Here is a 24,235-nt window from a genome sequence, read left to right as displayed (position 1 = left end):
CTAAGCTAGAAAAAACATTAGCAACACCAGCAATAATGCTAACCGCTCCGCAGAACAGTAGTATCGCGAAAACTCCACTACAACCCGCTAAGCAGCAACCAATAACCCAGTACAAATCGGGATTCTCGTACCACCGCATAACTGTTTCCCCCACTCTATTCGCCAGACCGCTTATGTTTCACATTGCACGCTGCTTCGATAACATCCCGGCCAGTTGCATAGCTTCGTCCGTCACCCCGCGAAATCATCTGTTCGGTTTCACGAATAGCTTCCAAACTTTCCGCATTCGGTCGCCGATAATCGAAAGATAGCGGAATGGACTCAGTGTTCACTATTTCAGTGAAAAATGCGCGGACGACCGACGACAAATCAAGACCGTAGTTCTCCACCACTTTCGCTGTTTCTTCTTTTAACCCACTATCGATTCTGACAGTTAAAGTACTAGCTCCCATCAACCCCTCCTTGACGTTTGCACATACATATTAAAATAATTGTTAGTGCCTATTCAAGAGTTTTCCCTTTCTACCTTGCCAATGGTTGATTAGCCACCGGTCATGGCTGGCTACAACTAGAGTTCCTGTCCACGCCTTCATGGCTTCTTCCAATGCTTGCATCGCCTGCAAATCCAGGTAGTTGGTGGGCTCATCAATTATTAGCAAAGAGGGCGAGGCAGCCAGCGCTAACGCAATCTGGGCTCGCCGCTGGTTTCCGGCTGAAAGTTTCGGGATAGGATTAGTCCACAGGGACGGATGGAGGACGCCTTTGCCGACCTCGCCAATACCATTTTCCCAAATGGGGCTAGTGAATCCGGGGTCGCCCTCCTGGGGAAGCTGCTGAGGAACCATTCCGACCTTCCGCTCACCGGTGATACTACCGCTATTTTGCGTGCCCTCGGGTGGCTGCCCGCGATAAATCCAAGTCAAAAGGGTAGTTTTTCCAGAACCGTTAGTACCAGTAATCAGCAGATGCTCACCATAAAACAAATCGAAACTGAGCGCCGCCAAGCGACCGGCAACTGCGGCATTACGTGCAGCTACCGCTACTCCGGTGCACGTAGCAGGTTGCTTAAACTTGAAAGTCAGCTCGTAGCTACGGGGTTTGCGTACTTCCTGGCCGCTAAGGCGTTCACCTCTTTTATCGTCATTTCGCATTCGCCGCTGCGCGGTAGCAGCGGCGCGATCTGCAAAAAACTTTTTGGCTTTACCCTCAGCGCTAGCCAGGCGCACTCCCCCGCGAGCTATCTTGCTAGCTTCCTGACGGTGTTTTCTCAATAACCGTTTTTCGGCCTGCTGAGCTATATGTAAGTCACGGTGCTTACGGCGAGCATTTGTTTTCTCGGTTAAGTATTTCGAGTAAGTACCGGCGCAGCGATAAAGACCGGTTACCTGAGTGCTACCAGTAGCTTTAGCGAGTTCATTCCATACTTCTGCGTCCATATCGTAAATAACCGTGGCAGTATCCTCGATAAATGCTCGGTCGTGACTCGACATCAAAACTGCGCCTGTCCAGTTCTTCACGGTTTCTACTAGAAAACTGATGGCATCCTCGTCTAAATGATTGGTGGGTTCATCCAAAATCAACACCTGGGGCTTCATAATTAGCGTCGCCGCCAGTTGCAGGCGCCCCCGCTCCCCCGGGGAGATACTGCTTAGACTGCGCTCACCTCCTGCCCCGGTGAGCTCCCTCAATCCCAGCCTCGCTAAAACTTCAGTGACCCGCGTCTGAAGCGACCAAATATCAAAACCGCTCATTAAGGAAAGCAGCTGGTCATAGCGGCGCTCCGCCTGGACATTGCCCACACCTTTACCAAGTTCAGCCGTTGCATCTTCAAACTGGGTAGCGATATTTCGCAGAGGACGCAACGCGCAGTCCAGGTAATCTCTGGCGCTGCCCCGAAAATGTTCAATCGCCGGCACCTGGAAGAACTCACTATTTGCTCCCTCGATTTTGACCTTGCCTTGTTCTGGCAAGAGAATCTGGGAGGCAATCCGAAGTAGGGTGGTTTTCCCGCAACCATTTCGACCAATTAGAAAGGCACGCTCCCCCTCCCCTACCTGCAAACTGATGTTTTCGAGCAGCGGTTTAGAGGAGTAGGAAAAAGAAATATTTTCGAGACTGATGACAGACATAATAATCTCCAGGACGCAACGATTAGGGGCAGCGTCTCAGCTGAGCTGAGCAGAGATTACAAAGTCATCGGAAGATAGCTCCTTGCTGCAATATTGGGTAAAGAACCGGCGTGTTACCTGCTTCGATTTTACCCAACTCCTTGCCGATTAGCTATAACTTCGCGCTCAAATTGACATGAGGCGCCACGTAGCTTACCCAAACCTGAATCCCATAGGACGCCCCCGCCTGCTCTAGCACTCCCTACTCGGTTTCAAAATATCTATGAATGGGCGGTAGGGGCAGCTCACCGTTCTTAGCTCCCACCCTGCCTTAAAACCGGATTTTCACCCTTTTGGGTGTAAACAAGCTCATAGCTTCTCGCTATCTTGATAATACGGGCTTTCTTAAGTAGCTAGACCGGAGATATAAAAAGCGACCTATTTTCCAAGGAGTTATCATGACTGGCCAACCAATTCCTCCGAATATGAACGCATCTGGCGCGAACCTTAGCGCCTCTAACCCAGCAAATATGCCCCCCGTAAACTGTTACGTACCCCCAGCCCCGGCGGTCGTTGTAAAGAAGAAGATGGCGTTTATAGCTTTAGGATTGACTATTGCGGCCTCTATCTTGATAATCCTGGGCTATGTTCTAGCAGCTAAAATGGGAGCTAGCGCCATCTCCAACCTCGATTTCTCCGCAGCTCAGGCTGCCGACACCAAACGAATACTGTTCTTGGCGGTGGCTTCTATCCTCAACCTGGTGGCATTCATTCTGGGATTAATCGCCCTGATTAAATCCCGCCCCAAGACCATGCCGCTAATCGTTTTCTTGGTAGTGATATTTCTACCCTCTATCGCTATGGCGATTGGCAACGCGATTCAAAACAGCATTATCTCCTGAAACTTGCGAGTATTTTCCCTGTTAAACTCATAAAACAGGGAAAATGGAATAGCAGTTTTATTCATTTCGATAAGGAAAAATACCATGGGATTATTTCAAGCAGTTTCCGGGGCTATTGGTGGCGCGCTACAAGATCAATGGCTAGATGCTATTAGCGCTCAAGATATGGGCGAAGGCATCGTATTTGTGCGCGGGCAGCAAATACGAGGTAATAACACCGGCACTGGGGCAATCATTTCTGATGGCTCTAAAATCTTGGTTTACGACAAGCAAGCTATGCTGATTACCGACTCCGGCAAAATTGTTGATGTTTCAACTGAACCGGGGGCTTACACCTACAGTTCCAGCACTGCGCCCTCTATATTTACGGGTGATTTTAAGGGCGCATTAAAAGACACCTGGGAACGGTTTAAGTTCGGGGGCGCGCCCTCGGGGCAACAAAAAGCATTTTTTGTAAACCTTCAGGAAATCAAGGGCATTAAATTTGGCACCCCGAATGCGGTTCAATATTTCGATAATTTTTATAATGCAGAACTATTTTTAAGGGCGCATGGAACCTATTCTATCCGGATAGTTGATCCCATTAAGTTTTATATGGAAGCTATCCCTCGGGATGCTGAACGGGTACATATTGACGATATTAAGGAACAGTATCAAGCAGAATTCCTGGAAGCTTTTTCCGTAGCCCTAAATAAAATGAGTTTGGACGGGATTCGCATCTCTCAGGTGCAATCTCATATGACCGAATTATCACGCTATATGCGTAGCGTTCTTGACGAAGAATGGGCAGACCAGCGTGGTATTGAGGTGCAAGCCGTAGGTATCGCCTCTATCTCCTACGATGAGCAGTCGCGCAAGATGATTGATATGCGCAACCAGGGCGCTATGCTGCAAGACCCCTCTATCCGCGAAGGGTTTGTACAAGGCGCGGTCGGTACCGGTATTCAAAATGCTGGTTCTAATCCTGCCGGTGCTGGTATGGCAATGATGGGGGTAGGCATGGGCATGAACGCGGCCGGAGGTTTTATGCAGGCCGCCTCCGCCTCTAATCAATCCCAAATGGCTTCCCAGGAAAAGTTCAATCAGCAATCCAGCGCAGCTAATAGTTTTACCGGGGGAAATAACACTGGCAATGCTTGGGATTGCCAGTGCGGAGCCAAAAACAGTGGCAAGTTTTGTTCTAACTGCGGTCAACCCCAGCCAGCCGCCCCTACTCCCGGGGGATTCTGTTCTAACTGTGGTAACCGGTTAGGCGACCCGAAACCGAAATTCTGTCCTCAATGCGGTAATCCGGTTGCTTAACTCAGCTGGGTCTGGGGGCTTGGAAAAAGCACCCAGACCCAGCTTTAACTGCTGGCAACCAGGATTTATAGGCGTTAAAACAATGGAAGGAGATAAGTCGTGAGCGATGTGCAATTAAAATGTCCGGCTTGTGGGGCTCCCATCAATTTTGATGTGCCCAGTGGCAGAATGAAATGCAACTATTGCAGCGCCACCTTTTCTGTTCAGGAAGTAAACCAGTTTAACGGCATCAACGCCGCTAATCAGGAGCTTGAAAGTGCGCGTCAAGCCCAAAAAACTAATAATCAAAGCGAAACCGAACTTAATGCTGCGGGCGGCGGCGCAGAAAATATCGACACCTCCAGCCCGCAAACCACTTCCTCTTTACCGCCTGAGACACCAGGATGGGTTGAACCTGACCCGACCTATCTTGATGAAGCTACCGGGGAAAAAATGGCGCAGTTCGAGTGCGGTTCCTGTGGGGGTGAAATCATTGGACCAGCCGATATGGTCAGTACCAAATGCCCCTGGTGTAACAATAACTTCGTGGCTACCGGGCAGCTTACCCGCACTCGGGTTCCCGATAGGATGATTCCTTTTGGAATGACCAAGGAGCAGGCTTTGGCAGCTTTTAAACAGCAAGCTGCCGGCTTAAAGCTGATTCCTAACGCATTCAAGCAGGTTAGCGTTAATGACATTCAGGGGGTTTATGTCCCCTATTGGCTCTACGATGCGTCCGTTGCGGGAGCGGCAACTTTTGAATGTGAACGCACCAGCAGCTGGTCAGATTCGGACTACACCTATACCGAGCATGATGTTTATAGCGTTTCTCGCAATGCCAATGTCGCCTACCTGGATGTCCCGGTTTCTGGAACCAGTAAGGTAACGGCGGAGCTTACAGAAGCTATAGAGCCTTTTGATTACTCGACTTCGGTAGCATTTTCCCCCGCCTATTTGACAGGATTCGTGACCAATAAATATGACGTTGAGGCAGAGACAGCTAATCCGAGAGCATTGGAGCGTATGCGAAAATCTGCCGAAGATGTTCTTCGGAACTCGGTTAGCGGTTATGACAGCATCCAGATGACCAGCTCAAATATCGAACCCAGCTTCGGGGAACTCGAATATGTATTTTTACCATTGTGGCTGCTAAATGTCAGTTTCGCCGGTCAGAACTACAACTACGCCATGAATGGACAAACCGGCAAATTCGTGGGTACTTTCCCGGTTTCTAAAGCAAAATACTGGGGCGGTCTATTAGGGATTGCAACTGCTCTAACCGTGGCATTGGGTGCGGTTTTTATTCCTTTCCTAGCACCTTGGTTACTCAATTAGGGGGCGAATGATGAAAAATATAAAAAAAGTTTTTTACACTCTATTGGCGGCATCTTTATTAGCTTTTCCCATCACCCTCAGCGTGAGCGCACCCGCTTTAGCCAGTGAAGCTACTGGAGCCCACAGTGTGCTAGCAGCTCACTCTACGTGGCATTCAAGTACCCCGGCTAGCGCCGAGGGTTTCACTGACATCACCGAGTTCCCCTCCGGACAAGAGGTTCCCTATGTGGGCGGTCAAAAAGATGTTGATTCCGCCGCCCCCTTTATTCGTGATCACGCTAAAATTTTTAGCCAAGATAACTATCCTGAATGGGAAAAGCAGCTTCGCGCCCTCGCCACTAAATACGGTATTGCTCCCTATGTGGTGACGGTAAACAGTTTCCAGCACTCATCCCCCGAACAGTGGGGAGCCAACTATTACGCTGCCAATCAGCTTGGGTTAAACCAGAAAACCGCAGATGGGGTAATTATGGTAATTAACCCAACTACCCGGGATTTATGGTTTTTGGGGCATGGTAAGGGCGAGGAAGCATTTACCCCCTACGGGATAGATAAACTCTACGATCACGTTAAGAAGCCTCTTGGCGACGATGATTGGGACGAGGGTTTTCAGGTGTATCTGCGTGAAATCAGCGATTATTTACAGCAGTGGAAAGCTGGCACTCCTTACAGTAAGGATCACCCGATTCCCCACCGGATGACTTTAAAATCTACTTTGGCGGGAGCCGGGGGTGCGGCCGGGATTGGTGTCATTAGCGGATTGTCGATTATGGGTTCTCTTAAACGTAAACACCATAGCGCCCAGCTTCAGGCTGGGGCTGCCAACTATATTGTCCCTGGCTCTAATCAAATCACCGGGAGTAATGAAGTATTCGTCAGGTCTTATACCACCCAGGTAGCAATTCCGAAGAGTGACGACAGTTCTTCTTCTAGCGGTTCTTATAGTTCGGGGGGCACTTCCTATAGTTCCGGAGGAGGAAAGTTCTAAAGGCTGGCTGCGCTATTTCACTTCCACGAAGGGCGCAGCCAGTTTTATTTAGAGGAGCTACTGCCAGGCATTTTGCTTTTATCTAACTTGAGCTGTTTGCACCGATAGAAATTCCTGACCTATGAAAACTAGAGGGCTAGTTTTGGTAAACTTTGCGTAAATAGGAACAGTAACTCTCTCCATTGATGAGGGGCTCTGGAGGAAATACCGTGAAGCGGATAACTATTGTTGAGGATCAAACTATTTTGCTGGATTCTTTGGCATCAGCCATTGATTCCGAAGCAGATTTTATGGTGGTGGATAAACTCACTAATGCCGCCGATATTCACCGCTCTTTACGTTTACATCCTGCGGATTTGGTTTTAATGGATGTGGTTACCGAGAACTCTTCCGGTTTGAAGGAATCCGCAAAGCTGAAAGCAGAACACCCTAACCTAAAAGTGGTGGTATTTACGGCCATGCCTGATGCTTCTTTCCTTAAAGAAGCTAAGGCAGCCAAAGTTGATGCTTTTACCTATAAAAATATCTCGACCTCGGATTTGCTCTCTCTTTTACGGGCGAGCGCTGAAGGTGAGAGCCATTTCCCGGATTCTTTATCTAGTCCTGGTTTTGGAGCTAACCAGTTTAATGAACGCGAAATGCAGGTATTACGTTTGGTTTGCGCCGGGTATCCCCGTAAAGAAATCGCTAAGAAAATGTTTTTAAGTGAAAATACCATAAAGTCGTATATTTCCCAGCTATTAACAAAAAGCGGTTATACTTCGGTAGCTCGACTGGCTTTGTGGGCAGTTTCCAACGGCTATGTGGCGTTCCAAGAAAATCGGTCTAATCCCCATTGTAATCAGTAAGTTTTTTCCCATGACTCCCCCCCCCCGTTTCTAATTCCGCTCCCAACAGATTCCCCAGTTCTCCGGCGGTAGAATCTGTTGGTAGAACCTGGAAACAAGACTGGCTAGCCCATCTGCTTTTCTCCCTGGTTTTGACCTTAGCCGCTTTAGCGCTGTTCTTGATTCCTTTCGGTACCTCTGTTCACGCAAATAACGTTATCGCCGTACCCAATGGTTTTGATTCCCGCCTCAATGATTATTTTGTCAGTCAAGGCTTACGCATCGAAGCTCATAGTGAATGGTCACTATTGAAACAGATACGAAGCGGAGTTAACTATGTGATTACCAATGAGACGATGGCTAATGCTGCCAAAAAATCAGAACCGGATGCCTCATTTATTCCCCTCTACCCTTACTCGATAGTTTTAACAGCTAAAACTGCAAAAGTTAGTGCCATACAAAATCTGCATGACCTTACCCGTAATCCGGATAAAATCTATTTGGATCAATCAGTGGGACGGCTAGACATTATGAGCGCCCTAGCCCTTTCTTTTAATCCCCAGATTCCCGGTTCCCAAACTTTTTCTGCTCCCCAAGCCAAGCAGCTCTTGCAGGAAATTCGCCAACAAGGACGACTTCTTACCGGATCGTCGCTGCCGGAGCTGAAAAAGGCGATAGATAACGGATATTTTTGCTTAACCACTGATGCTCGCAGCATTCAGGCAGCTGCTGATTCATCGGGGCTATACTATGGCAGTTTTCCCACCGTAACTTTTCAGGAGGGGGTGTGGCAGCGCCATTCTTTTGACCGTAACCAAAACCAGCAGTTAGCACCTCCACCTGCCGATTTATTCAGTTATGTTAATTATCCTTCGCTCTCTCCCTCTTTTTTACAGCAGATTAACGCCAGACCAGTCAGCAACCTGGCCGAGTTTGAACGCTTCACCTGGAATCAAAGTCTTTCAAACGACAGTTATCAAGGCTCTTGGGAATGGAAAAACACTAACGAATCCTACGAGGTGGGAGCATTTATTTGCCTACTGTGTTTGCTGAGTTTTTGGGCGGGATGGCGCTTTTGGACAACCGTGTCCCCCTATGTACGCTGGGCAGTACTGATTCAGGCTGCCTTGCTTAGCTTTTGGATTTTAGCGCGCATAATAAAGCATTCCTTACCGGGAGTCTATGAACGTTACGCCTGGTATTACTATTATGTTCCCATCTATGGGACTATGATGATTCTATTTTTCGTGATTTCTCATTCCACTAGACCTCTCCCTCCCGCCTACCGCAGCTTGCGCACCTTGGTGATAACGATGGGAACCGGTTTGATGTTGCTGGTTTTCACTAACGATTTCCATCATCTTCTACTACGCTTCGGAAAAGGAGAATCCGGGGTTGATTACCAATATGGACCGGTATATTACCTCTACTACCTGGCAGTATTACTGGTCTTTGCGATAATAGTCTACGTAACTATATGGAGTTTTAAGGGCAATCGGATACGCCCCCTATTAGCTTTGGGGGCACTTTTTTCTTTCATTTTGCTTTACTCTATTGCCTACACCGTTCGTGCCCCGCTGGTTAGAGCTACCGAAACGGTACAGATTTATTGCATCTATTTCCTATTAGCTTGGGAAATACTATTTTTTATTGGGGTGATTCCCCAAAATCGGGGCTATACTCGCTTCTTTAATAAAGCTAAACTTCCCATTGAAATAGTTGATCGTGATTGGAATCCGCGTTTTTCTACCGCTATCCCCCTGTCTCTTAATACTTCGATTAAAAACCGTTTGAAAACTACCAATAAACCTTTACTATTAACCGACACTTCCGGCACTTTTCCCCGCACTCTCTACTGTCAAACTCGTCCTATCAACGCCGGTCACGTGATTTGGGAAACCGATGTCACCGCGGTAAACGAGTTAGAGAAAATGCTCGCTGCCATTCGCAAACAGGAAGCTCACCAAACAAAACTGCTATCCAGCGAATACGAGGCGCTTTTACAGATGGAGGAATCCTCTTACGCCCCGCAACTATATGACCGACTAGACTTACTGATGGATAGCGCTTTGGACAGAGTTCAAAAGAATACCGCTCACTTAAGCTGCCATTTAGACAAGGGGGAGCTAGCACAGCTTTTGCGGAGCATTAAACTAGATCTCGGTTACGCTAAACGAGCGGGAATGCTCACCCTGTCCCAATTTCAAAGCGAAGAATTAGCGGTTAATGTTTTAACCACTTTGTTAAGCCAATCGTGCACCGATTTTTCGTATGCGAATGCTCTCGCAGGATTGAGCGGACCGACCACTGGAACTATTCGCTCCGAAGTGGCACTGCACTGTTTAGAGGGATTACACCGGATATTAGGCTGCCTGTTGAGCCTTTCAAAAGTTGCGATATTCATTAATCTTGCAGTCAGCGACCAGGGCTATCAGGCTCATATGAACTGTATCTTTGATATTCCTACAGCCCAACTGCAAATTCTACAGCCTTTGCTTTCCTGGTCAGGGGCGAAATCAAAACTCATTATTGAGGACGGTCAGGTTAATCTGCAGATGAGTTTTCTAGCTACCGATTCCTCCGGGGAAAATGACGGAGCCGAAGCTGCCTCAAACCCGCTACCCTCGCTAGATAGCGCCCCACAAAGCAGCTTTAATCCTGTTAATTCCCTATCTGAGGACGCAGGAGAAGACGTAAGCGGAGGTCACCGTCAGTGAGCACTCTACTATTTAGTCTTTCTTTAGGGCAGTTAGCCACCGGAACAGCGCTGATGATTATTGGCTCTCTGGCTGCTTGTCTATTAACTATGAGTCAATGGTTTATCCATCGCCGCGCGATAGCCACCGGATTTTTAGTTAGCGTCACTATTCTCTTGTCCTTTTACACCTGGGCTTTTGCTATTACCATTATCCATTCTCAGGCGGGGATTTTTATTCTTAACGACCATCATTTTGGCTGGTTTGTGCTGGTATGCCTGGGTTTAGGAGCTATAGGAGTAGGACGAACTTACAGCTACACCCTACTTCCTTTGATGATAGCTTTACTTTTCCTATTACCTCCAGTAATAAATCTGGGCGGGGTCTGGGTAGTTTTAACGGCAGGAGCTTTTTCAACCTCGTGGCTGTGCGTCCAAGTGTGGCGGGAGTGGCAGCTACTGATGCACGATTTAAGCCCGTTCAGTGTTAAAGAAGCTCTTGACCGGCTGGAGCATGGAGTGTTGTTTTCTGATTCGCGTGGACATAACAAACTGGTCAATTTGCGAATGGAAAGACTGTTAAGCAGCTTAAACCTTAGCCCCCTAACTCGGTATGGAACTTTAGGGAAACAGCTGCGCCAACTGGCAACTGACAAAATAGTTATTGGAGATAGTTATTCCACGCCGGCTAAATCGGAAGCTGAAGTTTCTGAGAACACCAGTTTCCGCATAGATGATTCCCAAGGGAAAACGTGGATACTTAGACGCACACAAATCAGTGATAAGCATCGGTATTTTACTCAACTTATAGCTTTAGATGTTACGAACTATATGACTCTAAGTCAGAAGCTTTCCGATGAAATTAATGATTTGCAGGCTCGTCAAAAACGTCTTGCTAAGGAAACTGTTCGTCTAGAGAAGGCGCTTACCAGTAATCTGGTTTTACAGACTCGCTGTTCAATTCACGATGTGCTTTCTCAGCGTATCTCCTTCGTTCATCGTTTCTTAGAAGATGGGGTTGCAGACGGTGAACGTCTCTCTCAGCTGCAACGACTGCTTGCAAATTTACCTACCGATTTGACTCACAATCGCCAGCAGATACCGGCTTCGGTTTGGTTAAATTCCTTGCAAACCTTGGCCAGTGCCGTAAAACTAGATTTACAGATTGGGGGGCAGCTCCCAACTGACGAGCATAAAGCTCATTTGTTTTTACGGGTTTTACGAGAAGCTATTACGAATGTCCTTATTCATACGACCGCAACCGAAATGCAGGTAAATCTAGGTCAAGATGGGCAAAAGTTTTATCTGGAGATTTCTAATCCCGGAACAGTTTCTTCCCCGGTTAGTTACGGAACTGGTTTGAGTGGTTTGGAAGCTCGTCTGGAAGCAGCCGGTGGCTCTTTGCAGGTTCTAACCATTCCCATTTTCACCTTAAAGGCTTATCTCCCTAAACCCAGGTAGGCAGTTTCCTCCATTACTTTTTTCAATAGCGCGTTTGCTCTGAGCTGTGTTATTCGAGAGGTATTTTCACCCTTTTGGGCGTACCAATCAAGCTCAGAAAGCTGTTTCATGGTAGCTGTGGCAATCTATTTGACCTCAAGATAAAAGGAGTCGCCAAAATGAGGAAAATACTAACCTTGACCGGTAGCTGCCTACTTGCTTTGAGCCTGGCAGCTTGCGGAGCCAGTAATGCTGGCAGTGATAAGTCCCAAGCCCCTAGTAAAAAACCGGCTATCCAAACTGGAATTATCTCGACGAGTGAGGACACCGAGAAACCAGAGCTAAAGAATGAAGAAAAAGCAGTCGAAGATTCAAAAGCACTTGAGGAAAAGTGGAGAAAGACCGCCAAAGAGTTTGCAAAAACCGAGGATGTTCCCTCCAAAAAGACTTTCTATTTACCCTCGTTTGCTAGTTTTAAAAAAGAAAAAATGGAATCCTACTGGCATTCTGTTAATTACAACGATAAGTGGAAGACTGGCGACAAAGTAAAAGTAACGTTCTATTGCCAAACAAAGGAACCTACAACTACCCAGATTTTGATTTTCCCTCAAGGGGTAGACCGTAAAGGGCAGCTAACCAAATTTGGTTGCGGAGTTGATAAACCCGCAAAGGGCGAGTGGGAGTACACTCTCCCTAAGGACGCATCTAACCTGGTATTTTATCTAGAAAAACGACCAGTAGAGGGGTTCTTTATTCTGAATCAAACCAGAATCTAGTTCCTGGTTTAATTCCTATATTCCTGAAAACAATTAAGGGTGGGGTCGCTCTGTCTTTCAGAGCGACCCCACCCTTAAGCGACTTCCCAAAACAGCCACACTTTTACTATTTAGGATTCAAAAAGTTTTTGACCTATATAGTCTTCATTCTCGCCCATTCCTGGGGGTATCACCCACATACTGGTGGAAATATGCTGCAAATATTCGGTCATGGCATCCCCGGACATTTTGCGCAAAATCGGAATGAAATTGGTTTGTGGATTGCGCACATAGGCAATAAACATCAAACCGCCCTCAAGACGACCTAAACTGTCGGTGCCCTCCATATAGTTGTAGCCCCGACGCAGCATCCTCCGTCCTCCATTATTGTCCGGATGAACCACTGCCACATGGGAATCTTCTGCAATCATTAGCTTCCCATCTTGGTCTTTCTTCTTGAAGTCAGGAGGGGTGAACTCATGTCCTCCAGATTGCGGAGCGCCATGTAACTTGTCTCGCCCAATCGTGTCTTCTTGCTCCTGCAAAACTAATTCATCCCAAACTTCCATCATCTGTTTGATTTTGCGGGTACAAAGATACGATCCCCCCGCAAAATACTTTCCGCCGGAATCTTCCGGCTGAATCCACAAATGCTCATTTAGCTCGGCTTCTGCTTCCTCACCTTTAACGTTAGAGGTCCCATCCTTGAAACCAAACAGGTTACGGGGAGTTTTTTGTCCCGTCGAGGTAGAGGAGGTGCGCCCATAACCCAGCTGCGTCCAGCGAACACTGGCAGTTCCAAACGCCAAGCGGCTCAGGTTATGGATAGCGTGCATAGAAATCATGGGGTCTTCGGAGCAGGCCTGCACCACAATATCTCCATAACACTGATCCGGGTCGAGTTTTTCTGCCGCCATCCGGGGAATCCCACCCTTTAATGGTTTTGGCATTCTCTGTGCTATCCCAAACCTATCTTTACCGTCCTTGATAAAGAAAGATTCGCCAAAACCGATAGTGATGGTCAGCGCACCCGGTCCTAAATCGTAGGCTTCCCCAGTATCATCGGGAGGAGCCAATTTAGACTGTTTCGGATCATTAACCGGATTACCGTTCATCATTTTTTCGCTTGCCAGCGACCAGTCTTTCAGCAGTTGAATAACCAATTCGCGATTATCAGTAATCAAATCGTAAGCGGCCATCATCATCTGCTGCTGTTGCGGCGTAGTAATCCCTGATTGATGCTTTCCCCTAAATGGGTAAGAAATCTTCATAACATCTGAAGCTTCTTGACCGGCAGTTTTACCTGCTGATTTTCCGAAAGCATATCCTGCACCTGTCCCCAGCCCTAACCCGGCCAAGGTAGCGATACCTCCTCCTAGGAGGGCGTGTCGGCGCGAAATCTTCACGCCTTTATCATCGACTGCTGGATTGTCCCCCGAGGGGGCAGCACCAGGTGCTGCCCCCTCGGAACGCTCATTATCAGAGTGTTTATTCACTGAGTTCTCACCCTATTTCAGGATTGATTCGGTTAGTTTAGCTAAGGGAGCACGTAGCGCATTAACCTTATCTGACAGTTCTTTTTGCGCTTTAGTGTATTTTTCTGGGGTTTTATCTAAACCGATAGCGGCAGTTGCAATCTCGGTGTAGGCCGGGAACTCCCACTGTCCATCGCCTTTGGCTTTATTGTAGCTGGCGATAGTAGCTTCTAGGTCTTTCATTTTGGCATCAATCTTCTTTGCCAGCTCTGGGTCTTTCTTTACCGCCAGCGCTTGCACATTGCCGTAAGCGACCCGCGCGCCCTCTAGGTTAGCCTGGAAGTCATAGAGGTCGGTGTGGGAGAAGATTTCTTCTTCCCCGGTAATCTTGCTGGTAGCAACTTCTTCGAGCAGACCGATAGCACCATTAGAAATATCGTCCAGTTTTAGTTTGAAATCGTCAGCATAAACCGCTTTATGTAGTGCTTTAGTGTCGGCGACTAACAAATCTGCATATTTCGTCCGCTGCTCTGAGGAGAGTTTCCCATCAGCCCACAGGTCTTTTTCGATTCGATGCCAACCAGTCCATTCCCGTCCTTTAGCATCATCAGCTTCTTGATAATCGGCTTCACGTTCGTCTAGTTTCGGATCCAAATCGCCGAATGATTCTGCGGTAGGTTCAATGCGTTCATAGTGCATCCGCGCTAGCGGGTACAGCTTCTTCGCTTTTTCTAAATCTCCGCCTTTATAGGCAGTAACGAATTCTTCGGTGGCATCTACGAGCTGTCCTGCCTGGTCTTTAACATAAGCAGTGTATTTAGTTACTGCCTCATCGCGCAGTTTTTGTTCATCTGCGTTTACCTTTACGGCTTCACCTTTAGTTACTTTGAACTCTTTGAGTCCCACTAGCGCGCCCACCATGTTTTTCTTACAGGCGGTATAGTAGGTTCCTTCTTCTAGTTGTAAGGTAAAGTCCCTTTTATCACCGGCAGCTAGGTTTTCTATTTCCCCCATGATCTGGAGTTTGTCTTTAGCCAGAATTTCAAATTCGTTTCGGGCTGGCCCTTCATTGTTCAGCGTAAATTTGATAGTTCCGGAAGGGGCAGTATTTACCGCTACCTCGCATTTGTCATCAGCAATTTTTACTTCGATAGGTTTGCCACTTCCGGCAGCGCCCTCACCGGCGGCACTGTCGTTATTTTTTACGCAGCCTGTTACTGTAACAGCGAGTGCCACGCCAAGCATAGCAACGCCCATCTTGCGAATACCCATTTATTTTGTCTCCTTATTTGCATTTTTAGGGTTGAGGACGAGCTAACGTCCTCGGAAAAAGGTCAGCCTATCCGGCTAACGCTTTGGTCTTTATTTGTTCTTCACATTCTGCTGTTTCTGTAACCGCACTTTCCCCGGTCTCGGGTTGTTTCCCAGGCTCTCCTGGATTATCTGCCGCGTTATTAGAGCCGTTAGGGGTAGCTGCTTGTAGACCCCGCTTTTTCTGGTTGTACACATAGAACAGGGCGCATACGACCAGCAGGTAAATCAGCCAACTGAAGAACTGTAGGGCGGTGGGGCTGGGCGAGAATTGGAAGATGGCTACTAACAGGTCATATAGTCCGCCGTTATAAACCAGCGAGGGTATATATCCGGTGATGTCGAACAGGGGCGCGGTCATAGGAATCAGTCCAGATTCTTGTAAGTCGTGGAATCCGTAGGAGCACACCCCAGCAGCCACCACAATCAGCAGATAACCGGTAACTTGGAAAAACATCCGGAGGTTTACTTTTGCGATTCCTTTATAGATTAGGTAGCCCAGGATTACCGAGATTATTAGACCTATTACTACCCCGATTACCAGTCCAGTGGCGTTCTCGTTGTCACTGGCATTTTTAAGCATTGGCCAGATGAAGATGGCAGTTTCTAGACCTTCGCGCCCCACGGTAATCAAAGCAATCACAAACATGGACCATCCTGCTTTTTCCCCTTTTGAGAGGGCGTGTTCCGCTTGGGCATTGATTTGGGCGCTGAGGGCAACTGAATGTTCTGCCATCCAGAAAACCATCCAGGTGATTAGGGCAACTGCGAATAGGGATAGGAATCCTCCGAGTGCTTCTTGCGCCTGTGTGGTCAGGGTGTAAGTTCCCCACACCAGGTAAGCACCCACGCTCATTGGCACGGTTGCTCCTACCAATATCCCCAGCCACAGTTTGGGGAGAACATCTTCACGTCTAACTTTCTTTACGTAGGCATAAAGAATGGAGACGATTAAAACCGCCTCCAGACCTTCACGTAACGCAATCAGCAAAGCGCCGAGCATTTTTCTCCCGTCAGAAAATTCACCAAAAGAGCTCGCCTTTTAGGTAAGGCACACCTAAATATATTCTAGGTATTATTTTGTGTCAAGTAGCTTGGCAAAGAGAAATATCGGAAGCTCAAAAACTGCAACTAAAATCAGCTTCAGGGTTCTAACTGTAATCGCGATAGACGGCGCTGCATCAAGAGAAAAACCACCAAAGCGCCCGCCAGATACAGCGGCAGTAAACCGACTGACAAATTAGATGCTATCAGCCCAAATAGCGGCGGCATAGCAAGTACCGCCACATAGGAGCTTGCCATTTGCACCCCGATAACTGCCCGCGAGTGTTCTTTACCGAAAATCAGCGGGGTTACGTGAATCATTGCCGGGTAAATCGGAGAGCACCCCAGCCCGATAAGTATCATTGCCCATACTGCCAGCCCCGCGGAACCAGGAATCAGTAAAATTACCAACCCCACAGCTGCCAAGACTATCCCTAAGCGAATCATTTGCTGGTCATTAAAGCGAATCGCCAAAAATCCGCTGACTGCCCGCCCCAGGGTTACCCCCAGGAATAGCATTCCGGCGAATGCGGCGGCCGAAGCAGCGTCCATCCCCTTAAACAGTTTCAAGTAGGTTGCTGCCCACAGCCCAGTGGTTTGTTCGAGTATCGAGTAGCAAAAGAAGCAGGTCATCATTTCTTTTACTCCCCTAATCTTGATTACCTGCGATAGTTTTAGCGGACGAGGACGCGCTTGAGGATTAGAACCTCCTGAAGTTTCCCCTAAGTTAGCGGCAGATGGGTTAGCGAATCTATCTACATGACTGCTATTCTCGCCCCTTTTGTTGGGTGAAACCGCCTCTGCCAGGGATTCATATCGCTTCCACAATGGCAAACTTAGGAATAAAACAGCGGTGATTACTAGCTGCAACCAGGCAATATACCAATACCCAGTTTTCCAACTGCCGCCCGCAGCCAGCGAGATTCCCATAATGTACGGTCCAAGGGTAGCTCCGATTCCCCAGCAGCAATGCAACCAGTTCATATGAGCGCTCTTGAAATGTAAAGCCACATAGTTGTTAAGCGCCACATCTATACTGCCTGCTCCCAGCCCGTAGGGAACCGCACAAATGCAAAGCACCCAAAAATTAGGGGAATAAGAGAACCCAAGGATAGCCCCAGCCGTAAGCGCCACCGAGACCACCGAGACTTTCCCAGTTCCGAGCCGGGCAATAATTTGGTCAGAGAGCAAAGAGGAAACGATAGTTCCCACCGAAATGATTATGGAAATAATCCCGGCATAGGAAACTGACACCGACAGGTCAGAATAGATGGCCGGCCAGGCAGAGCCCAGCAGGGCATCTGGCAGTCCCAAACTGATGAATGCTAGGTAAATCAGCGGCAATAGTAAGTTAATCAAGTTCTCCTCCCCTTTAAAGCTACCAGGGTTTATTATCTTTACTGCTGCGTCCTTTTCCGTACCTAAAGCCCCCCCAAATACGACCCCTCACTACCTCGCCTAATCTGCCTCTACCCAGACTTCTCCTAGCTTCCTGCCCACGTCCTCTCCGCGCTTTTTCTTAAATCCGCAAATCCCCTCACAACCCCCATACTCCCCTAGATTTTCAAGACAATTAGACTAAAAGCGTCACTAAATGAAAGACTGTCTCCATGCCTAGAATCATTGGGGAAACATTAGAAGATCATCGGAAGAAAACCCGACAGCAACTTTTTGACGCGCTTTCCCACCTCCTCCAAACCAGTACCTTTGAATCACTCACCATGGCAAAAATCGCCGAAGAAGCCGGGGTAGGACGCACTGCTGTCTATAACCATTTCCAAGACAAAGAGGCACTACTGCTCGCATTTATTACCTATGAAACTGGGCAATACTCTCTGCATCTCAACCACGTTTTAGAGGGGGTGACCTCCCCTATCAAAATGCTAAGAATCTATATTCGCGAACAGCTCAGCCTCGGAGCCTCCTACCATCTAGCACCCGGATTAGATTTACGGAGACAAGTATCAACTGAAACCAATTCGGAACTTCGCACTCACGCCCGCATAGTAGAAAACATTTTGCGACAAATTCTGCGCAAAGCAATCCACGAAGGCACAATTCCTCCCCAAAATCTCCCGATTGCAGTTTCGATGGTAAACACGTCTTTAGCGGGGAGGATGCTCCCTAAAGATTCAATGCGTCGTGAATACTTTATCCACTGCGTACAAGCCTATGTGCTTCGTTCCCTGGGAGTAGACCACCGCCTAGCTCCCCTGCCCAGCTCCAAACGTTTCTTTGGCAGATGCCTAGATATAGAGGAAAATCCTTTTTACTCCCGAAACGAAGAGGGCACTACCGTTTCCGCTTGCCCCATTCACCGAGCCAGTTAAGCGACAGCTCCCCAACTTGGGGGAATAAGCAGGGCGCACCTGTCAGCTATCCCAAACACCTAGCTACCTTGGGCGGTTCTCTACTGAGACGAACACCCCTTTATATAGAAACCGGCTGCAACCGTTTTATCGCGCAATAATCTATAATCACTTAAGAGACTCAAAGGAGGAGCCATGAGCACAGACCCGGTTGAGCGGGCAAGCGACCCCGCAACGCCGTTGGATGAGCTACAGTTTCTGGCTCAAAACCACCCCTCCTTACGTCCGTTAATCGCCGAAAACCCCTCCACCTATCCCGCTCTTTTGGAATGGTTAAGCGAGTTTTCTGACCCCGAGATTGCCGCTGCTTTACAACGTCGGCAAAACCGGATAAACCGCGCCACTCTCCCCGATTCTTTGCCCCTCGCCCAGGCGCTACCGCAGGCAGATTCCGATGTGCTCCAACCTCAAAACTCAACTGAAGAACCCGCTAAGGATCCTGATGAAAGCCGCCAAGCAGAACAGACCGCCAGCCCTGCTACCGCAGAAACCGGAGGGACAAAAACTAAATCTGAAAAAATAAAATTAGCTGATGAAGCCGATTTAGACGAGTTTTCACCTCGAGAAGAAAAAACCACTTCCAAAAAAGGAAAAATATTTGTAATAGTTATTGCCATTTTTATTGGGTTGGCACTGTCTATCGGGGGCAATCTTGCCGACAAACTAACCGGTGGCGACGGCTCTAAAGGCTGGTATGGCAAGCACGGCGTGATTGCCCGGGTTTTCGGGGACTCAGATTTAAATAAAGATCACAACAATAATGGGATTCCTGACGTTCAAGAAAATAACGGCACCCAGGATACAAACAATAAATCCGCCGGTAAATCCCCTAATAATGGCAATAACAATGCCGGAGCGCAACTAGATGTGAAAACCGAGGGGCGTCAAGTAGCCCCTGCCCCTACTACCGCTATCGGTCAGGCGAAAGGGCTACCCAATGGCGCTTATCAGGTGAGCGAGTTTTCGCTACCAGATGCCCCTATCAAATGCACGATTGGTAACGAAGTAGTATGTACCGCTTTTAGTTTTACCGGCAATATCGGTCAGGCAGCCGGAGCTACCGTCAAATTCACCCTAGGGGCTGAGGGTGCGCGCACCCCAGAAGATTTAGGGGTCCAAGATGCGAAAACCTCCCAAACCTTGTTGGCTAAGGGGGCTGCAGCTACGTCCGGATCGTATGCCTGTCAGTCCTCCGGCTTCGGGGTTGATTGTTGGAACCTGCAAACCGGTTTTGGGCTGAAACTAACTATCAACAGCGCAGAAGCCTATCAGCCTAAAGCTAAAGCTGCCGCTAAATAGGCTTTACGAGGACGCAGTTTCCGTTTTCCTTTCGCGTAAAAACCCCGGCATATTAATCCGTTCAGGCAATTTGCATTTTCTAATGCAGTTAGCTCTGGCGCTACCTAGCTAATCGAGCGCCGTTGTCTAGTTACGCTACTATAAAACCTGCTCAGACTTGTATAGTAGCGTAACGCACCTAGGCTGCTAGCAGTTCATTGGCAACGATCTCTGCGATTTGAATCGCATTGAGAGCTGCCCCTTTACGCAGGTTATCCGAACAGCAAATAAACGCCAAGCCTTTACCATCGGGAACTGATTGGTCTATGCGCAGACGACCGGTGAAAGTACCATCACGCCCAGCTGCCTCCAAAGGATTAGGAACGTCTACCAAGTGCACCCCGCTAGCCTGTTTTAATGCTGATTCAGCCTGCGCCAAATCTACAGGACGGGCAAAACGAGCATTCAAAGAAAGTAGATGTGCACTCATCACGGGAATCCGTACGCAAGTACAAGAAGCAGCTAAAGAGGGTAAATGCAAAATTCTACGCGACTCATTACGCAGCTTTTGCTCCTCGTCGGTTTCGCCAGAACCGTCATCAACGAAGCTGCCAGCAACTGGAACCGCATTGAAAGCAATCGGACGCACATAGGTTTTAGGTTCCGGAAACTCTATAGCCGCCCCGTCTAAAGCCAGTGCCTCACACTCGTCAATACTGGCACGCAACTGGGAAGAAAGCTCTGTCACTCCGGCGCGACCAGATCCGGAGACTGCCTGATAAGAGGAAGCCACCAAGGTTTCCAGCCCAAATAAATCATGCAGTACTTTCACCGTGGGCATGGCTGCCATAGTAGTGCAATTCGGGTTAGCAATAATCCCTTTAGGACGGTTTTGAATATCCTCCGGATTAACTTCCGATACCACCAGAGGAACCTGCTCGTCGCGACGCCAAGCCGAAGAATTATCGACCACTACCGCACCCGCCTCAGCAAAACGGGGAGCATATTTACGCGAAGCCGCTCCCCCAGCAGAGAACACCGCAATATCGATACCGGCAAGATTAGCGCCCTCTACGTCCTCTACCGTTACCTGCTGACCGCGAAAAGCAAGCTGTGTACCCGCGCTGCGAGAGGTAGCAAACAGGCGAATGTTAGCTGCCGGGAAAGCTCTTTCCTCTAGCAGAGTCCGCATTACCCGTCCGACCTGACCAGTCGCCCCTACTAGCGCAACCGTTAATTCTTTACTCATCGCCCGGTACCTCCATAAACCACGGCTTCAGTTTCTTCCGCATCTAAATCAAAAGCTTTGTGAATCGCACGCACCGCATCATCAAGCCGATCCAAATGAATCAACACCGAGATACGCACCTCGGAAGTAGAAATAATATCTACGTTAATACCAGCATCCGAAAGCGCCTGGAAGAAGCGCGCAGAAATTCCGGGATTATTCCGCATACCTGCCCCCACCAGGGACACCTTTCCTACATTGGCATCGTGGTCAATGCGAATAAAATCTAGGACGTTCTTTTCGCTCTCTAGCTCGGCTATTACCGAGGGAATATCATCAGCCGGCATCGTAATCGAGATATTTGCCCGCCCCGGTCGCGCCTCCGATATATTTTGCACAATCATATCTATATTGGCTCCCGCCTTGGCGACCGCCGAAAACAAATCGGCAGCTACCCCGGGACGGTTAGGTAAACCGACCACAGTCAGCTTTTCCTGGGAACGATCATGGGCGATACCGGAGATAATCGGGGCTTCCATATTTTCCTCCTTGAGGGCTTGAGCAGGGACAATACCCTGCAAAGATTTCGGGGCCGGGCCATGTGCAATCCAGGTGCCGTCCTTATCGGAAAAACTTGAACGCACGTGCAGGGGTACTCGGTAGCGGCGAGCAAACTCTACCGCCCGCAAATGCAAAATTTTGGCACCATTAGCTGCCAGCTCTAGAGTCTCTTCATAATCCAAGGAATGTAAGCGGCGCGCGGTGGGAACCAGGCGCGGATCAGCGGTGAATAAACCATCCACATCGGTATAGATTTCGCAAACGTCAGCGTGTAATGCGGCCGCTAATGCTACTGCGGTAGTGTCGGAACCTCCCCGCCCCAAGGTAGTAACGTCATCAGCCTCATTAACCCCCTGGAATCCGGCTACAATCGCCACGTTATTGTCACGAACAACCCGAGCAATCCTCTCGGGAACCATCCCCACAATCTGGGCTTTACCATATTTAGCGTCGGTACGAATTCCCGCTTGAGCACCCGTGAAAGCCATAGCTGGCACACCTTGGGCAGAAATCGCCATAGAAAGTAGAGACATAGAGATGCGTTCACCAGCCGAAAGCAGAATATCCATTTCCCGGGCAGGAGCCTTTGGGTTAAGCTGCGCAGCCATATCAATTAAATCATCGGTGGTGTCCCCCATTGCGGATACCACTACCACCACCTGGTGTCCCGCCCGGCGAGTTTGCACTATCCGGCGCGCAACCCGTTGCAGCGACTGGGTGTCGGCAACCGAGGATCCGCCATACTTTTGCACAATCAGCGCCATTTGTTCCCCTTGTATGCCTACCTATTTATCTGCCAATACGTTCACAATTGTAGGAACATTGTTTGTTTTAGGTTAGGGTGTCTCAAATTCGCTGGTCGGTAAGCAATACCACATCTTTAATCTGAACGGTACTCACGCAGCCAGCTACTTTCGTCCTATTCGGCGCTGCGTCTGCCTTCTAAAGCACGCCCTAATGTCACCTCATCAGCGTATTCCAGGTCGCCGCCTACCGGCAGTCCGGAGGCTAGACGAGTCACTTTGAGCCCCAAGGGGGAGATTGTGCGACTTAGGTAGGTAGCTGTCGCTTCGCCCTCGATATTGGGATTGGTGGCAATAATAATTTCTTGCACGCCAGAGCCGCCGAGGCGTTTCAGCAGTTCGCGCAGCCGTAACTGTTCAGGCCCAATCCCGTTTATCGGGTCGATAGCCCCGCCTAATACATGATAAAGTCCGCGGTAGCTGCGGGTTCGCTCAATCGCCCCCACATCTTTGGCTTCTTCCACAACACAAATCACCGACTGGTCACGCTTGGGATTTCGGCAAATCTGGCACAGTTCCTCTTGAGAAAGATTGCCACAACAGCTGCAAAACCGGATTTTTTCTTTCGCATCAACTAGCGCTTGCGCCAGCAGTTTTGCTTCCGCTTTAGGGCGAGAAAGCACATAGAACGCAATCCTTTGCGCCGATTTTGGACCGATTCCCGGCAGCCGAGATAGGGCATCGATTAGGTCTTGTAAAGCACCGTCATACATACAGTTCTAGTTACTTTCTTAGCGGGTAGTGTCCGAATCTTCTTTTACAACCTCAACTATCTTGCCCCCCAGCAAGGATTTTGCGACCTCGACACCCCAGCGCCCCCCACTTTCGTCTACCGAGACATCCGGGTCAGATAAATCTTGCAGATCAGGCTCGTCTGGCAACTGTGGTTTACCGTTGGCGGACGTAGTTTCTACTGCTCTGGGCGCACTAGTTGGGTAGTTATCTATATTTTCTATAGGGCGAGGAGCTTGCGGTATCTTCGGGGAGAGTTGTTGAGATGCCTCTTTTAACGGGCTCTGCCTGTCCGAAGGCGAGTGTTCAGAGGTCTGCGGGCGCGGAGCTGCCATTTCTGCTGGCGGAAGCGGGCGCGGAGCAGCTAGTTCGCCGGTCGTTACCTCTGTCTCCGGCGCTGAGGACTCTGAAGGCTCTGAGGGAGCCGCCGGGGCTGAGGGGGTAGCCTCTGCTATTATCCATGGTGAGGACGCACTTTCAGCCATATCTTCTGGCTCGGGCGGGTAGCTTTCTTCTTCCGGTGGAGCTTGCGGAATATCGGGAGCTTCTCCTGCGGGTTCTGGTTTTACCTCGGGGGACGCCCCCAGTTTTACCTGGGACAATAGCTCGCTTAAATCGGGAGCATAACTATCGTCACTACCTGGTACTAACTTGATGCTCCAGTCTCCAGACAGCGTTTTACCTAGGCATTCTTGCAGAGGTTCAAGCTGACCTTGCAGATAGGTAACCACTTCTTGACTGTCACCTAGCAGAGTGAGCTGGTTATTTTCGGCACCACCAATCTGCAAATGCCGATTAGATGTGGACCATAGCCTGGGATTTAGCTGCCGCAGGTGCGAGCTTATTTGTTCCCAAGCCTGTAGCACCTGCCAATACTGTTCCCCCTTAGCTACCGCTGCCCTCTTTGATACCGGCGATTTTATTGGCGTCAAAGTAGCGGAGGTATCCCCTGAGTTTTGATATCCGCCATCGGATAAAGATTTTTCTTCTGCCTTTTTAAGCGGAGGACGAGGTGCAGATAACTCTGGCGTTTCCCCGCTATTAGTCGGGGAAGCAGCTACCTCAGCATTTTTAATCTCATCAACTTGCCCGCCAGCCAAATC

General features: G+C 48.9%; 19 protein-coding genes and 1 pseudogene. 10 read left to right on the top strand and 10 right to left on the bottom strand.

All coding sequences use genetic code 11. The features are described from left to right. Positions 1-155: 155 nt before the first annotated feature. Together QZT94_RS04955 and QZT94_RS04950 are read right to left on the bottom strand one after the other, a co-directional pair. Positions 156-452: a type II toxin-antitoxin system RelB/DinJ family antitoxin gene (locus QZT94_RS04955; RefSeq protein WP_296762741.1), complete on the bottom strand. Its 297-nt coding sequence runs from the start codon at positions 450-452 to the stop codon at positions 156-158. 42 nt (positions 453-494) lie between these two features. Then, entirely contained in the window at positions 495-2,129 is a 1,635-nt protein-coding gene (locus tag QZT94_RS04950) for an ATP-binding cassette domain-containing protein (RefSeq protein ID WP_296762742.1), read from the bottom strand. A gap of 437 nt (positions 2,130-2,566) precedes the next feature. Here QZT94_RS04950 and QZT94_RS04945 point away from each other — a divergent pair, with 437 nt between their 5' ends. The 8 genes from QZT94_RS04945 (at position 2,567) to QZT94_RS04910 (ending at position 12,352) form a co-directional block, all read left to right on the top strand. After that, on the top strand, positions 2,567-3,010 hold the full coding sequence (locus QZT94_RS04945; RefSeq protein ID WP_072510150.1) for a hypothetical protein: 444 nt from the start codon (positions 2,567-2,569) through the stop codon (positions 3,008-3,010). Positions 3,011-3,094: 84 nt separating this feature from the next. Further along, positions 3,095-4,312, top strand: coding sequence for an SPFH domain-containing protein (locus QZT94_RS04940; protein ID WP_072510151.1), 1,218 nt, complete (start codon positions 3,095-3,097; stop codon positions 4,310-4,312). Between the two features lie 99 nt (positions 4,313-4,411). Beyond that, positions 4,412-5,626, top strand: coding sequence for an ATP-binding protein (locus QZT94_RS04935; RefSeq protein WP_072510152.1), 1,215 nt, complete (start codon positions 4,412-4,414; stop codon positions 5,624-5,626). Between the two features lie 7 nt (positions 5,627-5,633). Further along, positions 5,634-6,614 (top strand): TPM domain-containing protein, encoded by a 981-nt coding sequence (locus QZT94_RS04930; RefSeq protein WP_079985905.1) that lies wholly within the window; start codon positions 5,634-5,636, stop codon positions 6,612-6,614. Between the two features lie 209 nt (positions 6,615-6,823). Further along, positions 6,824-7,462: a response regulator transcription factor gene (locus QZT94_RS04925; protein WP_072510154.1), complete on the top strand. Its 639-nt coding sequence runs from the start codon at positions 6,824-6,826 to the stop codon at positions 7,460-7,462. A gap of 158 nt (positions 7,463-7,620) precedes the next feature. Further along, positions 7,621-10,158: a hypothetical protein gene (locus tag QZT94_RS04920; RefSeq protein WP_296773236.1), complete on the top strand. Its 2,538-nt coding sequence runs from the start codon at positions 7,621-7,623 to the stop codon at positions 10,156-10,158. Continuing rightward, complete coding sequence (locus QZT94_RS04915; RefSeq protein WP_296762750.1) at positions 10,155-11,597, top strand: ATP-binding protein; 1,443 nt, start codon at positions 10,155-10,157, stop codon at positions 11,595-11,597. The genes QZT94_RS04920 and QZT94_RS04915 overlap by 4 nt, the downstream gene beginning before the upstream one ends. 158 nt (positions 11,598-11,755) lie before the next feature. After that, positions 11,756-12,352: a hypothetical protein gene (locus QZT94_RS04910; protein ID WP_296762752.1), complete on the top strand. Its 597-nt coding sequence runs from the start codon at positions 11,756-11,758 to the stop codon at positions 12,350-12,352. Positions 12,353-12,462: 110 nt separating this feature from the next. Here the strand turns inward: QZT94_RS04910 and efeB are convergent, their stop codons facing one another. The 4 genes from efeB to QZT94_RS04890 all read right to left on the bottom strand — a co-directional run bounded on the left by efeB (position 12,463) and on the right by QZT94_RS04890 (position 17,520). Next, positions 12,463-13,827, bottom strand: a complete 1,365-nt coding sequence (gene efeB / locus QZT94_RS04905) for an iron uptake transporter deferrochelatase/peroxidase subunit (protein WP_296762754.1) — start codon at positions 13,825-13,827, stop codon at positions 12,463-12,465. A 12-nt stretch (positions 13,828-13,839) separates the two neighbouring features. Beyond that, positions 13,840-15,078, bottom strand: coding sequence for an iron uptake system protein EfeO (efeO, locus tag QZT94_RS04900; protein WP_270627080.1), 1,239 nt, complete (start codon positions 15,076-15,078; stop codon positions 13,840-13,842). A gap of 67 nt (positions 15,079-15,145) precedes the next feature. Next, positions 15,146-16,120, bottom strand: a complete 975-nt coding sequence (efeU, locus tag QZT94_RS04895) for an iron uptake transporter permease EfeU (RefSeq protein ID WP_296762757.1) — start codon at positions 16,118-16,120, stop codon at positions 15,146-15,148. A 140-nt stretch (positions 16,121-16,260) separates the two neighbouring features. Continuing rightward, positions 16,261-17,520 (bottom strand): MFS transporter, encoded by a 1,260-nt coding sequence (locus QZT94_RS04890; RefSeq protein ID WP_296762759.1) that lies wholly within the window; start codon positions 17,518-17,520, stop codon positions 16,261-16,263. A gap of 251 nt (positions 17,521-17,771) precedes the next feature. Here QZT94_RS04890 and QZT94_RS04885 point away from each other — a divergent pair, with 251 nt between their 5' ends. Then, positions 17,772-18,491, top strand: a complete 720-nt coding sequence (locus tag QZT94_RS04885) for a TetR/AcrR family transcriptional regulator (RefSeq protein ID WP_270627075.1) — start codon at positions 17,772-17,774, stop codon at positions 18,489-18,491. 174 nt (positions 18,492-18,665) lie between these two features. Further along, positions 18,666-19,829 (top strand): hypothetical protein, encoded by a 1,164-nt coding sequence (locus tag QZT94_RS04880; protein ID WP_296762762.1) that lies wholly within the window; start codon positions 18,666-18,668, stop codon positions 19,827-19,829. A 178-nt stretch (positions 19,830-20,007) separates the two neighbouring features. On the opposite strand, the gene QZT94_RS04875 is transcribed toward QZT94_RS04880, so the two are convergent. The 4 genes and pseudogenes from QZT94_RS04875 to QZT94_RS04860 form a co-directional block, all read right to left on the bottom strand. Beyond that, positions 20,008-21,057: an aspartate-semialdehyde dehydrogenase gene (locus tag QZT94_RS04875; RefSeq protein ID WP_296762764.1), complete on the bottom strand. Its 1,050-nt coding sequence runs from the start codon at positions 21,055-21,057 to the stop codon at positions 20,008-20,010. Continuing rightward, positions 21,054-22,361 (bottom strand): aspartate kinase, encoded by a 1,308-nt coding sequence (locus tag QZT94_RS04870; protein ID WP_296762766.1) that lies wholly within the window; start codon positions 22,359-22,361, stop codon positions 21,054-21,056. Before QZT94_RS04870 ends, QZT94_RS04875 begins: the two co-directional genes overlap by 4 nt. A 155-nt stretch (positions 22,362-22,516) precedes the next feature. Beyond that, on the bottom strand, positions 22,517-23,113 hold the full coding sequence (gene recR, locus QZT94_RS04865) for a recombination mediator RecR (RefSeq protein ID WP_072510163.1): 597 nt from the start codon (positions 23,111-23,113) through the stop codon (positions 22,517-22,519). A gap of 18 nt (positions 23,114-23,131) precedes the next feature. Continuing rightward, positions 23,132-24,235 (bottom strand): annotated as a pseudogene (locus tag QZT94_RS04860) (hypothetical protein); the annotation flags it as partial.

The organism is Varibaculum sp. (assembly GCF_008661855.1).
GTDB lineage: Bacteria > Actinomycetota > Actinomycetes > Actinomycetales > Actinomycetaceae > Varibaculum > Varibaculum timonense_A.
The sequence above is the reverse complement of the archived record's forward strand: the minus strand, read 5'-3'. Positions and strand labels throughout refer to the sequence as shown.

Bases quoted from the DNA above. Each gene is read 5' to 3' on its own strand.
- QZT94_RS04955 (WP_296762741.1), bottom strand. From the start codon at position 452: ATGGGAGCTAGTACTTTAACTGTCAGAATCGATAGTGGGTTAAAAGAA.
- QZT94_RS04950 (WP_296762742.1), bottom strand. From the start codon at position 2,129: ATGTCTGTCATCAGTCTCGAAAATATTTCTTTTTCCTACTCCTCTAAA.
- QZT94_RS04945 (WP_072510150.1), top strand. From the start codon at position 2,567: ATGACTGGCCAACCAATTCCTCCGAATATGAACGCATCTGGCGCGAAC.
- QZT94_RS04940 (WP_072510151.1), top strand. From the start codon at position 3,095: ATGGGATTATTTCAAGCAGTTTCCGGGGCTATTGGTGGCGCGCTACAA.
- QZT94_RS04930 (WP_079985905.1), top strand. From the start codon at position 5,634: ATGATGAAAAATATAAAAAAAGTTTTTTACACTCTATTGGCGGCATCT.
- QZT94_RS04910 (WP_296762752.1), top strand. From the start codon at position 11,756: ATGAGGAAAATACTAACCTTGACCGGTAGCTGCCTACTTGCTTTGAGC.
- efeO (WP_270627080.1), bottom strand. From the start codon at position 15,078: ATGGGTATTCGCAAGATGGGCGTTGCTATGCTTGGCGTGGCACTCGCT.
- efeU (WP_296762757.1), bottom strand. From the start codon at position 16,120: ATGCTCGGCGCTTTGCTGATTGCGTTACGTGAAGGTCTGGAGGCGGTT.
- QZT94_RS04885 (WP_270627075.1), top strand. From the start codon at position 17,772: ATGCCTAGAATCATTGGGGAAACATTAGAAGATCATCGGAAGAAAACC.
- QZT94_RS04880 (WP_296762762.1), top strand. From the start codon at position 18,666: ATGAGCACAGACCCGGTTGAGCGGGCAAGCGACCCCGCAACGCCGTTG.
- QZT94_RS04875 (WP_296762764.1), bottom strand. From the start codon at position 21,057: ATGAGTAAAGAATTAACGGTTGCGCTAGTAGGGGCGACTGGTCAGGTC.
- QZT94_RS04870 (WP_296762766.1), bottom strand. From the start codon at position 22,361: ATGGCGCTGATTGTGCAAAAGTATGGCGGATCCTCGGTTGCCGACACC.
- recR (WP_072510163.1), bottom strand. From the start codon at position 23,113: ATGTATGACGGTGCTTTACAAGACCTAATCGATGCCCTATCTCGGCTG.